The sequence below is a fragment of the Planctomycetaceae bacterium genome, from assembly GCA_041398785.1.
GTDB lineage: Bacteria > Planctomycetota > Planctomycetia > Planctomycetales > Planctomycetaceae > JAWKUA01.
In genome coordinates this window covers 273,720-294,067 of the sequence record JAWKUA010000008.1, presented here as the reverse complement: position 1 = coordinate 294,067, position 20,348 = coordinate 273,720, and the positions used below count along the sequence as shown (strand labels likewise).

The window sequence follows — 20,348 nt, the reverse complement described above, 5'->3', positions numbered from 1 at the left end:
GCACGGACGGGGCTGTGCGGTCAATCACGCGGCGGTTTGATGAGTTGTGGCGGGTGGACAAGATCACGTCGCACGGCAACCAGACGGACGATCCGGACGATACCACCGACATCGAGAACCAGATCGTGTACACGTACAACAGCCTGGGCCGGGTCACCAAGAGCGAGCAAAGCCATTCCGGAGCGGTCGGCGGCAGCACGCCCAGCGTGGACTTTGCCTGTACCTGTCGGCGGCCAGTAGCCTGTTCAACGACGACGCGTGACGCGCGAACGCGATGTGTGTCATCGAATTCGAACGGTCGTCCCGTTAGGACTGTGTGTGTTTTCGGCCGCGTTCCTGGGGCGGTGCCCCCGGCTGGACGAACGGCTGGCCCGTTGGGCCGGAATCACTATGCATGGGTCCGGAGTCGCAATACCCGCATCCCGTGAAATCTACGCGCTGCGATTGAGTCCCAACGGGACGACAGTTCGTTCTTCTTCGACATCACATGACATCCGAACGCGATGCGTGGCAACCTCTCGAACAGTTGCGCCTTCGGTGCATTCGCGGCACAGATTCTCGCGGCGGTGTCCCCGGCTTGACGAACAGCTGGCCCGTTGGGCCGGAACTCAATGGCCTGGCGTGGATCAGCTGGGCAACTGGCCGATCTTCACGGAAGACCGCGACGGCAGCGGCACGGACGATCTGGGTCAGGACCGCAGCGACGCCATATTGACTCTGCAGGGTTGTGTCGGGCTGTCGCGAGACGTGCCATCGGAAGTTTGACCGGGCTGCGCCTGCGACATACCGTGTGGCGATGGCTGCAGAACAGAATTCGGATCACCTTTCTTCAAATTCCGCGCCGCGCGGTCGTCTGTGGACGCTCGCAGCGGGAATTGCTGTGTTCGCCGCGATTCTGGCCAGCGTGTGGTTCTATTTGTGGCCGCGGTTGAGCGGGGAGCCCCCGTCACGAAACGCTGATCTGCGGCTTGCCGCGGCCAGCCCGGCCGCCGTTGATGGCTGGGAACGCATGGTGAACGGCAAAGACGACTTCTACGTCGACCCGCAGCCTGTGCTGACCGCTGCCGATGTGGCCACTTTCCGGATTTCCTATGACGGCACCGTGCCCGTGCTGGGACTGAACCTGCGGAAAAACGGCGCGAAGAAGCTGCGAGAATTCGCCGGGGAGCACGTCGACGAACACGTCGCACTGGTCATCAACGGCAGTCTTGTGAGCTGTCCGGTTCTTCAAAACGATTCCGGCGGTCGCGTGGACTTTCCTCTCGGCGAACAGTCTCGCGACGACGTGCAGGAAATCCTGGCTCGGCTGACGCAGTGACCTGGAACAGCCGTGGCGCCCGCGACCGGAGATCAGCACCCATTCCATTCTTCTTCGTCGTCAGAAATCCGCCGGACCAGGACGACCGACAGGCAGCGCTGGTTCAGATCAGCAACCGGGAAGTGCCATGAGAGACATCCGCATTGCGGCCGCTCAGTTCGAACATCGCAACGGCGACAAGGCCTACAACCTGTCACGGATCGAACACCTTTCGCGGCAGGCCGTCGCCGAGGGGGCGGAAGTGGTCAGCTTTCACGAATGCTGCATTTCGGCCTACACGTTCGTGCAGCAGTTCTCAAAGCAGCAACTCGCCGAACTGGCGGAACCGGTGCCGGATGGGCCGAGCGTCCGGCGGCTGATGGAGATCTCGCGCGACGTCGGCGTTCCGCTTCTGGCCGGACTGTTTGAACTGCGAAACGGCAACATCTTCAACACGTATGTCTGCGTCGACGGCAGCCGCCTGGTGGCGAGGTTCAGCAAGCTGCACCCGTTTGTGAACCCGCATCTGACACCGGGCAGCGAATTCGTCGTCTTCGAACTCAGGGGATGCCGCTGCGGAATTCTGATCTGCTACGACAACAACCTTCCGGAAAACGTCCGGATCACCGCGCTGAACGGCGCGGAAATCATCTTCATGCCGCATGTGACCGGCTGCCTGCCGTCGGTGATGCCGGGGCGAGGCGTGGTCGACCCGGAACTGTGGCACAACCGAGAACGCGATCCAGTGCGGCTTCGAAAAGAACTGAACGGGCCGAAGGGACGTGAGTGGCTGATGCGCTGGCTGCCGACGCGAGCCTACGAAAACGGTGTCTACGCAATTTTTACGAACCCGATCGGCATCGACGACGACCAGGTTCGCAACGGCCACGCCATGATTATCGACCCCTTCGGCGAAATCCCTGCCGAATGCCACCGGCTGGGAGATGACGTCGTCGTGGCGACCTGCACGGCGGAAAAGGTCGCACAGTCCAGCGGCCAGCGCTATTTGAAGGCTCGTCGCCCCGATCTGTACGGCGCGCTCGTCCAGCCTTCCGCGGAACCGCCGTCGACCGAACCGGGCTGGAAGCTGAAGTACAAGACATAGCGGTCTGTTCACCCACCGAATCGGCTGCCGGAACTTTGGCGAACCGCTTTTCGCTCCGCCACCCGAACACACACGCTGCCGCCTTGCGGTCAAGACGTGACGTCTGTATTCTCGGGAGCTACCGGCGTTCACCGAACGCGCCGGAAATCTCATGCACAGGAACAATGTCCGGGCCGGAGTCACCGCACAATGAAAGTCCCTTGGGCAAGACTGTGCCGAACAATCCTGCTGATTGCCGGAGCCATTGCCGGACTGCTTTCAGCGACCGGCATTCACGCGGACGAAGACGATACCGCGGCGCGAATGACTCAGGCGTTAATCGGTGTGGCGTCGGACTATCGAATCGTGCTGCAGGACGACACCGATCCGCTGCAGTTTCGCCGGGAACCGCTGCTGGTCTGGGTCAACCCCGTTCGACACGCGCAGCAGGGCGTCGTGCATGTCTGGACGCGCGACGGCCGCGCGCGAGCGATCGGTTCCATTTTCGCAAACACGCTGGACGACGGCACGAAGCAGATTGTGCATGAACTGCATTCTCTGGCGCCTTCGGGATTGACGGCAACGCTGCCGAAGCTCGGCGATGTCTGGCATCCGACAAAGCCGGGACTGCCTCTCAGCGTTCTCGAAGAAGCACCGGCGCCGGCTGATTCTGCGCCCGGGCGGCTGTTGCAGATGCGGCGGCTGGGACGCGAATTCTCCGGGCACAGCGTCGACTTCGAAGGCGGTCGCTGGCAACTGCGACTGTTGCCTCAACCGCTTTATCGCTACGAAACCGGCGACGACATTCACGACGGAGCCGTGTTTTCGATGGTTTCCAATGCCGGAACGGATCCCGAAATCCTGCTGGTCTTCGAAGTCCGCGACACCGGCAACGGCCCTCGCTGGCACTATGCCGCGGCGCGGTTTTCCGACCTGCGGCTGTACCTGGATCACAAGGGCAAGCGCGTCTGGCAGTTTGAGGCTCCCGACGGCGTCGTGAGCTATTCGTTCCAGGCTTCCGAAGTAGACGCCTACCGGCTGTTCGTCGAACGCAGCATGACCCGCGCGGAAGCGGAACTCTTTCTGCAGTCCGCAGCGCCGGGCGCCAACGATGCAAATTCGAAAAATCGCGATTGAATTTAAGACACATTGTCTGTAACTTGTCGTTCCCGGCGGAGGAAGTTTCGCCGGGACGTGGAGAATCGGAATCTATGGCACGAAAACCCAAAGACGTCACCGACGCGGAACTGGCCATCATGCAGCGGCTGTGGGAAGAGGATGCTTCCACGGTCAAGGAGCTGACACAGCAGTTGTATCCGGAATCCGGGCCGTCTCAGAACGCCACGGTGCAGAAGCTGCTGGAGCGGCTGGAGCAGAAGAAGTGCGTCCGGCGAAACCGCCGCACGTGGCCTCACACGTTTCGGGCGACGGTGGGTCGCAACGAGCTGATTTCGCGGCAGTTGCAGGAGACCGCGGACAAGCTGTGCGAAGGTTCGCTGACTCCGCTGCTGACTCAACTGGTGAAGGGAAAGAACCTGTCGGCGGAGGAACGCTCATCGCTGCGACAATTGCTCGATGATCTGGATGACTCGTAACAGGCGGGCGAATGCGACTTCTGAACACACCGCGATCGCCAGTCCCGAAATTTTCGACGGAGACTCACTTTCATGTTTCGATCCCAGCCGCTGACTCGCCGTGAGTATTCGAAGATCTGTCTTGCCAGCGCGTTCGGCCTTTCGTTTTCGAAGTGGCTGCCGGCACTGGCCGCCGATGCCGCCGCGATGGAACCCGGACGAGCATGCATCCTGCTGTGGATGGGAGGCGGTCCCAGTCAACTGGACACCTTCGATCCCAAACCGAATCACCGGAACGGCGGGCCGGTCAAGGCGATCGACACCGCCGTTCCCGGCATCCGGATCAGTGAGTACTTGCCGGAACTGGCGAAGCAGATGAACGACATGGTTCTGCTTCGTGGCATGACGTCGAAGGAAGGTGACCACGGGCGAGCTTCGCAGCTCATGCTGACGGGATACCGGCCGCTGGAAGCCGTGCGATATCCGAGTCTGGGAGCTCTGATCGCCAGGGAGCTCGGCCGGCCGGACAGCGAGCTTCCCAATTTTGTCAGCATCTCGCCGTTTCGCTTCGGCGGCGTCGGCGGCCCGGGATTTCTCGGTCCGAAGTACGCGCCGCTGACGGTCAGCGGTAACAGCAGCGATCCGACGACGCGTGCCAATCTGACGGTGGAAAACATGCTGCCGCCCGCCCACGTCGATGCCGACGCGATGAAGAACCGGTTCGACATCCTGAAGTTCCTGCAGGAAGAATTCAATGCCCGCGTTGACAGCGAAGCGGCGCTGGCTCATCAGGCAAACTATGAACGCGCCATGCGAATGGTTGAAACGCAGGGTCGTAATGCGTTCAAACTGGATGACGAACCGGATGCTCTGCGCGACGCCTATGGCCGCAACCGGTTTGGTCAGGGTTGCCTGCTCGCTCGCCGGCTGGTGGAACGCGGCGTGCCGTTTGTCGAGGTTTCTCTGACCAGCGGCGGAAACGCATTTAGCTGGGACACGCACAACGACAATTTCAGCCAGGTCAAAGGTCTCTGCGACGTGCTGGACTCCGCCTGGTCCGCATTGATGAATGATCTGCGGGACCGCGGCATGCTGGAAACAACAACGATTATCTGGATGGGGGAATTCGGCCGGACCCCGATCATCAACCAGAACACCGGCCGGGATCATTTCCCCGTGGCATGGTCGACAGTGCTTGCGGGCGGCGGCCTGAACGGAGGCCAGGTTGTCGGCGACACGGGCGAATCCGGAATGGAAGTTGAGGACAGCCCGATCCATGTCAGCGACTTCTATGCGACGATCTGCGGCGCACTGGGAATTGACTACCAAACACAAAATATCTCGGACCTTGGCCGTCCGGTTTCCATTGTCGAAACGGGTGGCCAGCCGATTTCGCAGGTGCTTAAAGGCTGAATCGCTTGCCGAACGGGCAAACGAAGCCAGTCGGACAACTCCGCCCGCTTTAACTCTGTCTCTGCGTCCATGTTCCTTCGTCTTGTCATCCTGACTGCCGTGATTGAAGTCGTCGCCGTGCATTCGCCACTGGCACCGTCTGCAGCGGGTTTCCAGGGCAGTGACGGCGAAACGAATTCGCGGGTCGCCGTGAGGGACAGCGGTTCGTTCGATCGTTCTCCCGGGGATTCCGGACAGGCTGCCGACGACGATTTCGGTCGCACGTCGTGGGACGCGATTCTGCTGCTGGACGACCGGCCGTATCACCTCCGGTTTCGAGTATTGCTGCAGGGCCGCAGTCTTTCGGAAGCTCGCGAGCAGTGCGTGCAGGATCTGGCGCGGCGGCTGGACACCGACGGCAACGGAGAACTCAGCCGGGACGAAGTCGACCGGTCACCGCTGATTCGCAGAAAGCAGCGGCCGAAAGCCGCCGCGTTTCTGGAATCTCTGGGATCGCAGCCGTCGGTGGATAGGGACGAAATCCGCAGCCAGGTGATTCGCGCGGCGGGCGAAATCATCGCCCTGCGCGGCGAAGATTCGACGGCGGAAAATGATACCTCCATCTTCGACCTGCTGGACGCGGACCAGTCCGGACTGCTGGATTCGGAAGAGATGCAGGCTGCGGGCAATCGGCTGATGCTGCGCGACGCGGACAACGACCAGTGCGTCAGTTTTCGTGAGTTCGTGCCGGCTGAGGAAAATCCCAACCCGCTGGCGGTAAATTTCGTCGCGGATGACGAACCGCCGCAGGTCACTCGTTCCAGCCTGCTGATGCGGGCCGAAGACGTCAACCTGCGCCGCGAACTGACTCGCAAGTACGATGCCGACCGCGACCGCCGGTTGTCCGCCGGCGAACTCAAGTGGTCCGACGAACGTATCGCGCTGCTGGATGGTGACCACGACGGCCGGCTGAACTATGCCGAACTGCGGCAACTGCACCTGACGATTCCCGATGTGGAACTGGAAGTGGAACTGACCGGGCCGGCCGAACAACAGCCGGCCATCCGAGTCGTCTCGGTGCTTGGAGAAGTCGTCAACGCCGTGCAGCGCCCGGATCTGGTTCGAGTGCGTTCCGCCGGCGTGATGCTGACTCTGGCATTCCGAATGGTCAATCCTCAGGAAGCGGCCATCGAAAACGCCATGCAGGGATTCAACCGCCTGGACGCGGACGCCAACGGTTACCTGGATGAAACGGAAGTCGGGCAGCGGATTCGGTTCGCGAACGGGCTGTTCGAAATGATCGATACCGACGGCGACGCGAAGATTTTCGGCGAAGAAATGAAAGCCTACGTCACGGTTGCCGGAGCACCGTTTGAGTCAACGTGCCAGGTCAACGTGTATGACACCGGGTACGGCTTCTTTCAAACGATGGACGTCAATAACGACGGGCGGCTGTCGCTCCGGGAGATGCGGACCATTGAAGAATCTCTGATGTCTATGGAACGGGACGGCCAGGAAGGGCTGTCTCCCGGCGAACCGACTCGCAACTACTACGTGGAATTTGTGCGGGGCAGTTTCAGTCTGTTCGGCCCGCGCAATTCGCTGGTGTCACAGTCACCGGAATTCACTCAGCGGGCAGCCTTCGGTCCGATCTGGTTTCAGCGGATGGACCGCAACAACGACGGTGATCTGACGTGGGACGAATTCCTGGGATACCGCCTGGATTTTGACCGACTCGACAAAGACCACGACGGCCTGATTGATCCTGATGAGGCCGCGGCGGCCGGTGCGGAGTAGCCCCGGTGACCGGTCTGTTTTGTTCAACATTTCCTGTGCAGAGTTCATCAAAATGTCATCGACGGAAGTCCGGACGGCGCCATCTGTTTCCAGCAAGTCCACCGGCGACCTGGCCGTTGTGGAAAAACTGCGGGCCGCCCGGACGAAAGTCCGCGAAGAGATGGCCAATGTCATTGTCGGGCAGGAAGCGGTGATTGATTCGCTGCTGATCGGACTGCTGTGCCGCGGCCATGTGCTGCTGCACGGTGTTCCGGGACTCGGAAAGACGCTGATGGCTCGCACGCTGGCGCGTACGCTGGACCTGGACTTCCGGCGAATTCAGTTCACACCGGACCTGATGCCGTCCGACATCACCGGCACTGACGTCATGGAGGAAGATGCCGCAACGGGAGGACATTCCATGAAATTCATGGAAGGCCCGATCTTCACAAACTTTCTGCTGGCGGACGAAATCAACCGCACGCCGCCCAAGACGCAGGCCGCACTGCTGCAGGCGATGCAGGAACACGAAGTTTCCGTCGGCCGCACGACCTACTCGCTGAAACCTCCCTTCTTCGTCGTCGCCACACAGAATCCCATCGAGATGGAAGGCACGTATCCGCTGCCGGAAGCCCAGGTTGACCGTTTCATGTTCAGTCTGCGCGTTCGGTATCCGACGATCGATGAGGAAGTTCAGATCATCAAAGGAACAACCAGCACGCTGACTTCGTCGGCGGAACGAGTCCTTGCGGCGGACGAACTGATTCGGCTGCAGGATCTGATCCGCGGTGTTCCGATCGCCGACGCCGTCGTGCGTTACGCGGCCACACTGACCGCAGCCACGCGACCGGGCGAGGGGATCGGCGACCCGGAACTCCACAAATACATTTCCTACGGAGCAAGCCCGCGAGCATCGCAGTACGTTGTGCTGGGCGCAAAGGCACGCGCCATTGTCGAAGGACGCTATCACGTGGACTTCGCGGACATCAGAGCGGTGGCTCACAACGTCTACCGCCACCGGCTGGTGCTGAATTTTCATGCCCGCGCGGACGGAGTCGACGCGGATGACGTGATCAGCCGGCTGCTGAAATCTGTGAAGGAAGAGTAGGGCAGTGGTGCAGACTGAAGTCCGACAACTGGTCGATCCGGCGTTTTTTTCGCGGCTGGAAAACATCGAACTTCGCGCGCGTTCGATCGTCGAAGGGTTCCTGCACGGGCTTCACCGCAGTCCGTTTGTGGGGTTCAGCGTCGAATTCAATTCCCACCGCGAATATGCCCGCGGCGACGATCTGCGGCACGTCAACTGGAAGCTTTACGCTCGCCAGAAACGGTTGTACGTCAAGGAATACGATGCCGAAACCAACATGAATCTGTACATCATGCTGGACGTCAGCGGCTCCATGGAATGCGCCAATTCGGGAATCAGCAAGCTCACCTATGGATCCGCTCTTGCCGCGGCGATGGCTCATCTGGCGCTGAAGCAGCATGACGCAGCGGGCATCACTCTGTTTGCCGACGAGGTTCTGAGTCATGTTGCTCCGCGGGCGAAACCCCACCAACTGGATGAAATCCTGCGCGTCATCGAAACCACTTCCGCACGGCCCGTGTCGGATGCTCAGCGGGCTTTGCAACAGTGCGCGGAGCTGGCTCGGCATCGGGGAATCTGCGTGATTATCAGCGACCTGTTCGACGACGTGGAATCCATCATGCGCGGCATCGAACACATGAGATTCCGGAACCACGAAGTCATGCTGTTCCAGATTCTTGACCCCTGGGAACGAGATCTTCCTCTGGAGGGCAACATCCGCTTCCACGACATGGAAAGCGGCTGGGAAGTCACAACACAGGCCGACGGCATTCGCGAAAAGTATGTGCAGGCCGTGGATGCCTGGAGAAACGAACTGGACCATGAATGCCGCAATCGTGCGGTGGACCGAATTGAGCTGATCACCGACCAGCCGCTGGACAAGGCGCTGCTGGATTACCTGGTCAGGCGAGCGCAGAGTTTTTAGGTCGTTGGAAAGTTCATCCGTGCAGTTTGTTCAAACCAGCTTTCTGTGGGCATTTGCGGCGCTGGCGATTCCGGTGGTCGTCCACCTGCTGTTTCGGCGCCGCAGCCGTCGCGTTGACCTGGGGACGCTGCGATTTCTGCGCGTCGTCCTGGAAAACAACGCTCGGCGCAGAAAGCTGAAACGGTGGCTGCTGCTGAGTCTGCGGATGGTTGCGGTCGCTCTGCTGGCGGTGCTGTTCGCACGGCCGTTTCTGGTCGAAAAGAGCGACGCAAGCACCGGTCGAGCCGTGGCGATTCTGATTGACCGCTCGGCGACGATGTTCCTGCAGGTCGATGGCCGGCGACTGATCGATCAGGCTGTCACGGAAGCTCAGCAGATCATCGACAAATCCGCCGGTGACGCCGAATTGCATGTCGCGTTCTTCGACCACACGGTTCACCCGCTGGCCGATGAATTGTCGACCGCGGATCTGAAAGAAGGTCCGCTGCCGGACGTGTCCTACCGTTCGACAAACTTCGGAGCCGCGCTTGCCTGGGCACGGGACGTTCTGGTGGCGACGCATCATTCCACGATGGATCTGCATGTCTTCACGGATCTGCAGCGATCCGGTCTTGACTGGAGCAACACGGACTCCTTTCCGCCGGAGGTCTCCGTCCATGTGGATGATCTGGGACGGGCTGCCGTCAACAATCTGGCGATCACGTCATCGGACGTCAGCCGGACTCTGATTCGGCCGGGCGACGGGCTGGACGTGACATGCACCGTGCTGAACAGCGGTCCGTTTCCCGTCGAAGAACAGATTGCTCAGTTGATTCTGCGAAACGGTGAGCGGCAGATTCAGATTCCCAAACGATTCAAGCTGGCGGCCGAATCGCTGGTCACTGTCGATTTTCATGTCGACTCGCTGACCGGCGGTTTGTGGCAGGGCACGGTCGAACTGCAGGACGCGGCCGACGAGCTGAGCTTCGATAATCGGCGTTTCCTGGCAGTGATGGTGGCGGAACAGATTCCGGTGACGATTCTCGACGGGCGTCCGCATGCTTCGCCGCTGTTGTCGAGCAGTTATTTTCTGAACTCCGCTCTGAAGCTGGCGAACCCCGGACAGAACTTTGAGGGAACGCCGTACGCTCCGTCGGTCGTGCCGTTCGGTGAGCAGTCAGCCGCGCTGCCGTCTCTAAACACGACCGATGTCGTCGTGCTGACGGATGTCGCGTCCGTAAGCGAAAGCGTCGCTGCGCAGCTGGCGGAATTTGTGAATACCGGCGGCGGCCTTCTGGTGTTCACGGGAGACAACGTGGCCGCTCCGGGATACGACGCACTGCAGTCCGCCGGACTTGGTATCGGGAAGATTCAGGGAAACGAAGTCTCGACGGATCTGCCGTGGCGATTCGATCAGTGGAATGAACAGCACCCGATTTTCACTCCATTCAACGACCCGCAGAACGGCGATCTGCGCCGCCTGGCATTTCGCGGGATTACACGAATCAAACCGGCGTCCGATGCTTCCGTGCTGGCGACATTTCGAGGCAGCGTGCCGGCATTGATCGAACGATCCTTCGGGCAGGGCACTGTTCTGTGGCTGGCCACCGCGGCGGATCGGCAATGGGGCGACTGGCCTCGCAGCCGCCTGTACCTGCCGTTCGTGCACCAGATGCTGGGATCTGTGACAGGTCTTGCGGAAGGCGGCCCGGTGCGGGAAGCGTCCATCGACAGCGGCGTCGAAATCCCGGATGACGCGCCGCCGGGCTTGTATCCCACGGGGCGGCACTGGCAGGTCGTCAACTTCAGTCCTCGCGAATCAGAAACGGAACGTGCCACCGTTGAGGACTTCGCGGAACGGTTCGAGCTGACTCTGTTTCATGACGAAGGCGACGCGGGCGAAGTCGAAATCGCGGCCGCCGGCGTCGCCACCACGGATCTGCGACAGAGCGAAATCTGGCACTGGGTTATTCTGATTCTTGTCTGTGTATTGTTGCTGGAGACGTTGTTGGCAAATCGTACGACAGTCTAGACCTCTTTCATCCGCGGATTGATGGATCGCAAGGACGCGGCAATCAGGAAACATGGACATTGGGAGACGCGAAAAACCGGGAGGGCGGGGCTCCTGCCGATCCGCTGCTGCATCGAGCGCCCGCTGGCACACGCGGCTCGGCGGGAGCCTCGCCCTCCCGGAGGTGAGCCCCACATTGGCATTCATTGAACAACACCTGACAGACCCCTGAATTCGGCAATCCGGTGCATTTCGGAACGGAAATCTCAACATGAGCGCTTCCAATACTCAGTCGCGTTTTCTGCGTCGGTTCGATGATGTGTGGACGCGAATGCGCCGTGTGCAGTTGCTGAAGTCCGTCAGTCTGGGCGCGCTGATCTGGTTGCTGGGATTCACGGCGCTGGTTGTTTCGGACTATTTATTCGAGCCCGGGCCATCGGCAAGGCTGCTGGGTCTGACGACGGTCTGCGCTCTGGCAGGTCTGTACACGGTCCGCAGCCTGTTCGGTTCCGTGTTTTCCTGGACGGCTCCCAATACGGCCGCGGAGATCGAACGCAGCTTTCCGGAACTTGGCCAGTCCGTCCGGACCGCCATCCAGTATGGCCGCATGGATGAATCGCAGGTGGAATCTCAGGGAGTTGCCAATTCGCTGGCCGCGGCGCTGCAGCAGCGGACGGACCGTCAGACGCTGCCGCTGGACCTTCCCGCGATCGTCAGAACGGGCTCGCTGACGGCCGCCATCGCAGGGCTGTGTTTTCTGCTGGGTGGCCTGCTGACCGGTTCGTTGCTCGACTGGGAATGGCAGACGGCCGTGCGCCGAGCGTTTCTTGCGGACGTGCCTTACACAACGCTGAATGTCGAACCCGGCAGCCTGACTGTCGCCGAAGGACTTGCGGTTTCGCTGCAGGTGGCGGTCGATGGAAGAACGGATCGATCGGTTCTGTTGCAGTCACGAATCCTGAACGATGACGACAGCAGTTGGGTCACTCAGAACCTTGCTGCCGGAGAAATCACGGAGTCCCGGAAGAACCACGACACGTATGCCGTCACCGTGAATGATGTTCGGCAACCCTTCGAGTACCGATTCTCGGCGGGCTCGATTACGTCTGACGTTTTCCGCGTCGACGTGCGGTTTCCGCTTCGCATTGAGAGCATCGCGGCCGAACTGACGCCGCCGGCCTACACGGGACTTCCGGTGTCGACGGTCGAAGGCGGCGACATTTCGGCGATCGAAGGATCCGCCGGTCGACTCCAAATTGTTCTGGACCGAGAACCCCGGGCCGCGAGTCTGATCCTGACGACAACTGGTCGAGACCAGGCCGATGACACTTCGACTCAGATTCCGCTGCAGATCGACGGAACAACTCTGACCTGCGATCTGCCACTGCACGACAGCGTGACATATTCCGTCATCGCCGAAGCGGCGGACGGCACAACACTGCCCGACAACAGGCACCGCATTCGAATTCGCCGCGATCAGGCTCCGCGAGTCTGGTTTGATGAACCGAGCCCGGATCTGGAGGTTCACACTCTGGCGGAAATCCTGCTGCGCATTCGAACAACGGACGACTTTGGTCTCAGCAACGCGGGAATCGTCTTCGAAATCAACAACGAGCAGGAACATCGCCTGGCCTATGAAGACTTTGCGGCAGCGCTTTCGGAGCTGAAATCGGCGGAGTCCGCGGATCACGATAGTCCGGGAATTTCACCGCAGACAAAGGCGGTGCTGGAACGAGTGCTGCCGCTGGAATTCTTCGAACTGACTCAGCGCGACAGCGTCACTTACTACGCTTTTGCCGCCGATAACCGGCCCGGCAATTCGCAGCGCACGGAAACGGACCTGCGGTTCATCGACATCCGGCCGTTCCGACGGCAGTACCAGGTGATTGATCCGGATGACATGCCCGCCGGCGGGCCGAACGATGAGCGGGTCATGTTTCTGGACGAACTGATCGGCCGGCAGCGAGTCCTGCTGAATCGCACGATCCGCGTTGCCGGTGATGACGCCGTACCCGATACGTCCACAATTGATCGGCTTGTCGAGGAACAACAGATCATCGCCGACGGAACCGTGCGGCTGGCCGACTTTCTGGTGTCGCGCAACATCGGCGGCGAAGAACTGCTGTTCGAAGCGCAGAGCGTGATGCTGACCGCGATCGATTCGCTTTCCGTCGCCGAATTCGATAACGCGGTGATTCAGGAGAAGGACGCGGTTCGGCTGCTGGTGGAAGGACGTGAGACGCTGCGGCTGCTCCTGCTGAAGAATCCCCGCGCGGCCAGAGCGGCGCTGCAGGCGTTCAGTCGGCAGCAGACTCAGAAACTTCGCCGGCCGAAATCGGACGAAGAAGAACTCGCCGAACTCGTCCGGCGGCTGAAGCAACTGCAGTCAGGCGAACAGCGAGTGGTGTCTCTTCTTGGAGCGAACGGTTCATCAAAAGGTCCGCGCGGCGCGGCGGCGCAGGCCGGCGGTAATCCGACGGACGCCGACGACGGCGCCGTTGAACAAGATTCTCCGGCTGCAACATCGGATGAAGCCGCAGCGACCGAAGCAACGCCGGAAAAGACTGACCCGGACCAGCCCGGCACGTTCGGTGAGGCGGACGGTGACGCGACCAATGAGGGATCCCGCGCGGAGGAGGAGTCTCCGGCGGAACGTCGTCAGCAGGCGGAAGAACGGCAGCACGATATTGCACTCGAAGCACGTGACATCGAAGCGAAGATGCAGACTCTGGATCAGTTGACCGATCTGGCCCGTGACCGAATGACGGCTGCGGCGGAAACCGCGGAGGAAGCCGCCGGCGCATTGTCTCGCGGTGATACCGACGCGGCAGCCACGCTGGCGGAACAGGCGGAGGCACAATTCGGCGAACTGGCGGAACACGTCGCCTCACTTCTGGCCGACGAAATCGCCGAACGGATCGCCCGCGCGCGAGACATCGCCAGTCGACTCGCACAGCAACAGCAGCAGTTGAACAGACAGATTCAGAATCAGTTCGGCAACGGCGGCATGGGAAGTCCGCCGACCACCGCGCGGCAGTCGACTCAGGCCGCGGGACAGGCCTCCGACAGCGGCAAACAATCGGACGATTCTGACGAGCAGGAAGGTCGCGAGGCACTGGAAGGCCAGGCCGAACGGCTCGCCCAATCGGCCCTGACGCTGCAGGATCTGCTGAACGCCATCGCATCGGCAGACCGCGCTCAGGATCAGGATGCGGCGGCAGGTGTTGGACGCCTGATGGACGAACTGAAGACGGATGACCTGATTCGAGACGTTCAGAATTTGCCGGAAACATTGGCGACCGACTCACGGGCGGAAATTCAGGTCAAGATCGACGACCTGTCGGAGCGGCTGGAACTGACATCACAGCAACTGGGACAACTTCATCGTCTGATCGTGTCTCCCCGGATTGAGCGGCTGATGCAGGCCGAACGAAGGGCAGCGGGCCTGCTGCGGAAACTTAACGAACTGAACACCACGTCCGACATTGCCGGCTGGCACCGCGATGCGCGGGAACTGCTGGACGATCTGGAAAGAAGCGGCTTCGGAGGCCCCGCAGCGGACGAACTCGAAGATGTCCTTCGCGTCGGAGGCTGGGGGCTGAACGAAAACACAATACAGGCCAATTGGGCTATCGGTGACGGGGGTACCTTCAGGCCTCCGTCGAACTACGTGACAACGACAACGGACGTCGTGAAAGACCTGCAGGCCGGAATTCAGGAACTGGTACTCGGCGACCTGCTGTCTGACGGCGACGAATCGACGCCACCGGAATATGAACGGCTGGTGGAACGGTACTACCAGGTGCTGTCAGCAGGCGGCGAATAGCGCGGTTCATTCAGGTCGACGGAGCGCACGGGCTCCGATGGCAATCTCCAGAGTTCACTCGCAAAGCAGAAGATTTTGTTCAATAGCGTTTCAGGCCCGGAAGGCTGGCGTCATTTGATGAGTGAGAATGTGCGATCGACGGTTCGGGAGGGCGAGGCTCCCGCCGAGCCGCTGCCGCAATGGATGTCCTGTGGCACACGCGGCTCGGCGGGAGCCTCGCCCTCCCGAATCGCACCCAATGACAGGAACCGTGCAATCCGTCAATACTCCGCTGACGGCGCTGCAGCAGAAGGCCCGAGCAACCCGATTCGCCGACCGATCGTAGTTCCACCGGGGCAGACCCGGAGAAAATAAAGTTGTTGAAGCGAGGACCGACTCGCTGCGGATGAAGGTTTGTCCCTTGGCTTCCATCGAATTCCTGCCGCCGATCTCGCTGCCGACCGCCGGGCTGATGCTTGCGGTCTGCGTCCTGGCGTATGCGTTGATTCGTACTCTGGCGGGACCGCCCGCTTCGATTTCCCGTCGACGAGTCTTGCTTGGTCTGCGAACGGCCGTAATCGGCGTGCTGCTGATGTTGTTGTGGAACCCGGTGTCCGTCACGGAAACACCGGGAACAGTCGAACGGCCGGAGTTGTTCTATTTGGTTGACGCTTCGGCCAGCATGCAGATGGGTGGTGAGTCCAGTCGCTGGAGCGATGCTCTGCGGATGATGCGCGACGCGGACCGGCAGACCGCGGGCGTCAGCGGCGCGGCGGTCAGTCTATTCCGGTTTGGGCAACGGCTGTCGGCGATCGATTCGGCACAGCAGGTCGGGCTGGAACATGTCGGCGCGGAAGACTCCCGTCGGCAACAGAAAGGTACGGATGTCGCGAAAGCGGATCCTCCGCGGCCGGAGAACCTTCCCAAAGTTGAACCGGTCGATTCCGATTCGCGACTGCTGGAGGCGCTGCGTCAGGTTTCCAGCCGATTCGGACGCAGGCCCCCGGCCGGACTGGTCGTGTATTCCGACGGTCAAGTGCGCGATCCGGATGCCGTTCGGGAACTGGCGAAGTCATTCGCCGGACTGAACGTGCCGATCCATGTCGCTCCCGTTGGCAATATGTCGGGAGACGGTGACATCGCCATTGCCGGCGTGGTCGCGCCGCGGCGCGTTCGCAAGTATTCGGACGTCGATGTGCAGGCGTTTGTGCGAAGTTACGGTTACGACGGAGTCACGACGGAAGTCCGGCTGCTGGCCGTCGATCCGGACGGAACGGAACGCGTACTCAACTCGGCCCCCGTCTCACTTCGCAGTGGTTTTCAGCCGGTTTCGCTGACATTTCGATCGGAACTGGGAACTCGCGAACTGAAGATCTCAGTCGCACCGAGAGCCGGCGAACTGGCGACCAACAACAACGAATTTCTGACGACGATTGATGTCGACCGTACGAAGATTCGCGTGCTGTATCTGGAAGGCAGCCGGCAGCCCGTTCAGCAGGTTCGCCGGGGCAATCAGTACTCGGCACGTGGTCCCTATTCGGATCTGAAGGAGGCATTGACGAAGGATCCCGATATTGAATGCGTTGTCATCTCTGCCCCTGGCGGTAACGCCGTCCGAGTGGTGGAATCCAGCCAGAGCGCCAGCCGCGGATTTCCGGTGACACTGGCGGAACTGTCCGCGTTCGACGCCATCATCTTCAGCGACGTTTCACGCGACGCGGTCACCGACGAACAGATCGGCTGGGTCGAACACTGGGTCAGCGAACGCGGCGGCGGTCTGTGCATGACGGGCGGTGAATACAGCTTTGCTTCGGGAGGATGGGCCGACACGAAGCTCGCCGACGCACTACCGGTCAGGATGATTGCGGGAGACAATGCGTGGAATGCCAACGCGTCCGTCCGTGTCTCTGCCGACGAGACACGGCATCCGATCTGGCGAATCCTGGAAGACGAACAGCAGCGCCGAAATGCTCTGGCCGCGTTCCCTTCGTTCACGGGAATTCAGTCCGGGCTGGAACTGAAGCCCAACATCGCCACGCAACTGGCTTCAACCAGCGACATCACAATCACAGCGCGGCAGACATCGTTTGTTTCGTCGCTGCTGTCAGGCTTCAGCGGACGGTCCGCATCCGAAACCCGCCTGATGGACAGCGTGCGAACGGCACCGCTTCCCGTCATTGCAGTCGGACGGTACGGCAGCGGCCGAACAATGGCGGTCGCCGCGGCAATCACGGCGCCGTGGGCCAACGAATTCATCAACAACTGGGGAACTGCCGACAGCGACTACTATGGCAGGTTCTGGCGCAACGCGGTCTACTGGCTGACGGAAAACTCGTCCATCGGCCGCCGTCGTCTGGTCGTTCAGGCTGACAAGCGATACTACAAACCCGGCGACAAACTGACGCTGCGCGCCGTCACGTTCGACGAAAACAGCAACCCGACGCAGAATTATCGCGTCGCGACGATGGTCGAACCGCAGCAGTTTCTCAACGACGACTCGTTCTATTCACCCATTCGCTGGCCGGCCCGCCTGACTCGCACCAGCGGCGAAGAAGGACCGTTTGTCGCCTGGGGTGAAGAATTCGATCTGCCCAAACGTTCGGGCGACACTGATGCCGGCGGATTCGCCATTGAACTGGATATCGCCGACGCTGTGGAATCCGGTTCATCCAGCCAGGCACTGCGATTTGAACTGACCGCGTATGAAGATTACACCCAGGTCGACAGCACTTCGATGGACGTGCAGATCCTTCACGATCCGTTCGAACAACAGAATCCGTTTCCTGACTTTGAACTGCTGGAAGACGTCGCCCGCGCGTCGGGAGGTCGTGTGCTGGCAGGACCGCAGTCTCTGGCCGACCTGATCGGCGAACTGCCGGTTGCCATTGGCCCGCCGGAAGTTCGCCGGCAGCCGTTATGGAGCCAGTGGTGGCTGCTGCTTGTGCTGCTCGGACTGCTGACGACGGAATGGTTCTGGCGACGCAGAGTGGGCCTGGCGTAAACAACCCGATTGTCATGTGCGCGCCTACAACCGTCGCCCCACCTCTACCGGCGCAGCGTCCGGTCGGATTTTCCACCTCTCCCAGGCGAAGCCGTCCGGGAGAGGTCGGGCGAGCGGAGCGATGCTCGCGTGAGGGCCGAGCGCGCCTCCGCCGACCGGCAACGCGGCGCGACCTGCGCGGACGCTCCCTCCCCCGAACTTGCTGCGCTCGTCCGACCGCATCCGCATGCCATTCTGCAAGTGGATCTGCAACGCGGGAATCGGCAGCCTCAGTGCTCAGACGAACTCAACCGATCCGCATCCCGGAAGATACGGCGGCAGGCATCCACATCGCGACGGATTTGATGTGTCAGTTCTTCGGCGGTGGCAAATGTGTTCAGCGCGCGGATTTCGGTCAGCAGATCAACCGTCAGAGTCCGGTCGTACAGATCCTGCGTCAGCCCATCGATGTGACATTCCACTTTGACGGCGGAGTCTTCAAACGTCGGGTTCGGGCCGATGTTGACAGCGGCCGGATAGCTGACGCCGTCAACGCGACATGCCGCGGCATAGACTCCGTGAGCCGGCAGCAACACTTCGGTGTCGACGAGATTCGCCGTGGGAAATCCCAGACCGCGGCCACGGCCGGCTCCGCGTGAAACCCGTCCACGCAGTTGATGCGGGTGGCCCAGCAGACGAACGGCTTCGGCGACGCGACCGGCGATCAGCAGATCCCGAATCCGACTGGACGAGATCATCTCTTCCGAATCATTGACCGAGTCGATGACCTGAAATGCCATGCCGCGCTGTTCACAGAACTTCCGCAGCAGCCGCACGTCGCCGGATCGATTTCTTCCGAAATGAAAATTCGGGCCTTCAACAATGCCGCTGGCGTGAAGCTGATCGATCAGCACCGACTGAAGGAAGTCTTCCGGTTCCCGTTGCAGCAACTCCATCGTCACCGGCAGCACGACGACATGATCCGCGCCGTATCGGCGCAGCAGGTCCGTTCGACGCTCCGGCGTTGTCAGCCGATGCAGCACGGCTGCGGGCCGCAGCACCGTGATCGGGTGCGGATGAAAGGTGACAACCACGGAGTGCGAAGCACGGGCCGCCGCCACGTCGCGCAGCGTCTGCAGCATGCGCTGGTGTCCTCGATGAACACCGTCGAAATTGCCAACCGTCACAATGCCGCCGGCAGCGGCTGGCGAGAGGTCAGAATCCAAGTCGGACATAGCTGGAAGAAAAACGGGGCACGTCAATGCGTCGAACGGCTGGACTCCGCCGGCGAGGGGCGGGATCGTACGGAAAGCCGCCACCCGTCACAACCAGCAGGTCAGCGCGGCACGGGCAGGCTGGTTGTCTGAAGCAAATCGTCGCCGCATCGGTCATTCGCCAGCCGGGCGACCGCGAACGCACAGGCGGCGGACGACACGCATTTGTGGAACATGTCCGCCAGAATCAGCGGCTCGTGGAATGTCTCCGGAGGGAAGGCGGCAGTGGCAGCCTCGGCCAGAAACGCTCCGCTTCCGCACAGCAATACGTTCACGCGATCGCCGTGGCCGCGCGGTTGCGGAAATCGACGAAGCACGCGTTCGACGGCATGTCGCACCTGCAGAACCTGGCGTTCGGCCAGAAACTGCGCGATCGCGGCAAGTTCTGAATCTTCGATTTCCGTGCGGTCGCAACACACCATGTGAGCCAGCCGGTTCAGTGCGAACTCGCGAACCAGAGGACGACCGTCGGCGGTGTCGCAGTCATCGGAATCCTCGCGAATCCGCCCGTTGATGACATGCACATCCGCCATGGTCGCGAACAGCTCGGCAGCCAGCGGACATTCCTGATCGCGCAGCGGAACGACCGCGGCGACGGCCATGCAGGGAGTGCGGCGGACTCCGGTATACACCAGCTCGCCGGAAAGCAGCCGGTCGACGTCATTCAGCCCATAGGGAATCGGCTGGCCGTCCAGCAGCGGGATGATATCGGCGGTCGTCGAACCGACGTCGATCAACAGCGCCGGCCCGCGCGGGACAGCTCGAGCGGCCCACGTGGCCAGAGCGTGCCAGTTCGCCGCGGCCACCAGCGTCGGCAGCTCGCAGGCGTCGGCAGGCTCCGCGAATTCGCCGGATGTCAGCCAGATTCGAAGTGGCACGCCGTCGAACGCCCGTTCCACCGCACGGATGACGAAACTGACGCCTTCCGCCTTCGTGAGAAAGCAGTCGGCAAGTTCCGCAGTCATTGTCATCGCCACCAGGTGGGGCGAGACCTGCAGTTGCCGCGCGACCATGTTTCGCAGCGTTTCCGTAAGCAACTGCGATTTCTTCCACACGGCGAAAGGCAGCGTCAGCGTGTCACCATCTGCCGTCGCCGCCTTGACGTTCGCTCCGCCGATGTCGAGTCCCAAAACGTTCAACAGTCTTCCTTCCCGGGTGAATTCT

General features: G+C 61.2%; 14 protein-coding genes. 12 read left to right on the top strand and 2 right to left on the bottom strand.

What is annotated here, in order from left to right; genetic code table 11:
* The first annotated feature begins 621 nt into the window (after positions 1-621).
* From R3C19_12070 to R3C19_12015, 12 genes are all read left to right on the top strand, one after another.
* Entirely contained in the window at positions 622-765 is a 144-nt protein-coding gene (locus R3C19_12070; GenBank protein MEZ6061092.1) for a hypothetical protein, read from the top strand.
* Between the two features lie 31 nt (positions 766-796).
* The gene (locus tag R3C19_12065; GenBank protein ID MEZ6061091.1) at positions 797-1,318 is read left to right on the top strand and encodes a hypothetical protein; all 522 of its coding nucleotides are present in this window, start codon (positions 797-799) and stop codon (positions 1,316-1,318) included.
* A gap of 127 nt (positions 1,319-1,445) precedes the next feature.
* Positions 1,446-2,402 (top strand): nitrilase family protein, encoded by a 957-nt coding sequence (locus tag R3C19_12060; GenBank protein MEZ6061090.1) that lies wholly within the window; start codon positions 1,446-1,448, stop codon positions 2,400-2,402.
* 189 nt (positions 2,403-2,591) lie between these two features.
* Positions 2,592-3,518: a hypothetical protein gene (locus tag R3C19_12055; GenBank protein ID MEZ6061089.1), complete on the top strand. Its 927-nt coding sequence runs from the start codon at positions 2,592-2,594 to the stop codon at positions 3,516-3,518.
* A 74-nt stretch (positions 3,519-3,592) separates the two neighbouring features.
* Positions 3,593-3,976, top strand: a complete 384-nt coding sequence (locus tag R3C19_12050; GenBank protein MEZ6061088.1) for a BlaI/MecI/CopY family transcriptional regulator — start codon at positions 3,593-3,595, stop codon at positions 3,974-3,976.
* A gap of 72 nt (positions 3,977-4,048) precedes the next feature.
* Entirely contained in the window at positions 4,049-5,368 is a 1,320-nt protein-coding gene (locus R3C19_12045; GenBank protein MEZ6061087.1) for a DUF1501 domain-containing protein, read from the top strand.
* A gap of 69 nt (positions 5,369-5,437) precedes the next feature.
* A complete protein-coding gene (locus R3C19_12040; GenBank protein MEZ6061086.1) occupies positions 5,438-7,144 on the top strand; it encodes a hypothetical protein in 1,707 nt (568 codons plus the stop codon).
* Between the two features lie 52 nt (positions 7,145-7,196).
* The gene (locus R3C19_12035; protein ID MEZ6061085.1) at positions 7,197-8,231 is read left to right on the top strand and encodes a MoxR family ATPase; all 1,035 of its coding nucleotides are present in this window, start codon (positions 7,197-7,199) and stop codon (positions 8,229-8,231) included.
* A gap of 4 nt (positions 8,232-8,235) precedes the next feature.
* Complete coding sequence (locus R3C19_12030) at positions 8,236-9,135, top strand: DUF58 domain-containing protein (protein MEZ6061084.1); 900 nt, start codon at positions 8,236-8,238, stop codon at positions 9,133-9,135.
* Positions 9,136-9,154: 19 nt separating this feature from the next.
* Positions 9,155-11,146, top strand: coding sequence for a BatA domain-containing protein (locus R3C19_12025; GenBank protein MEZ6061083.1), 1,992 nt, complete (start codon positions 9,155-9,157; stop codon positions 11,144-11,146).
* A 250-nt stretch (positions 11,147-11,396) separates the two neighbouring features.
* Positions 11,397-14,951, top strand: coding sequence for a hypothetical protein (locus R3C19_12020; GenBank protein ID MEZ6061082.1), 3,555 nt, complete (start codon positions 11,397-11,399; stop codon positions 14,949-14,951).
* A 400-nt stretch (positions 14,952-15,351) separates the two neighbouring features.
* Positions 15,352-17,931 (top strand): glutamine amidotransferase, encoded by a 2,580-nt coding sequence (locus tag R3C19_12015; GenBank protein ID MEZ6061081.1) that lies wholly within the window; start codon positions 15,352-15,354, stop codon positions 17,929-17,931.
* Between the two features lie 269 nt (positions 17,932-18,200).
* Here the strand turns inward: R3C19_12015 and R3C19_12010 are convergent, their stop codons facing one another.
* Together R3C19_12010 and R3C19_12005 are read right to left on the bottom strand one after the other, a co-directional pair.
* A complete protein-coding gene (locus R3C19_12010) occupies positions 18,201-19,145 on the bottom strand; it encodes a bifunctional riboflavin kinase/FAD synthetase (GenBank protein ID MEZ6061080.1) in 945 nt (314 codons plus the stop codon).
* Positions 19,146-19,246: 101 nt separating this feature from the next.
* Positions 19,247-20,323, bottom strand: coding sequence for a hydantoinase/oxoprolinase family protein (locus R3C19_12005; GenBank protein ID MEZ6061079.1), 1,077 nt, complete (start codon positions 20,321-20,323; stop codon positions 19,247-19,249).
* Positions 20,324-20,348 lie beyond the last annotated feature (25 nt).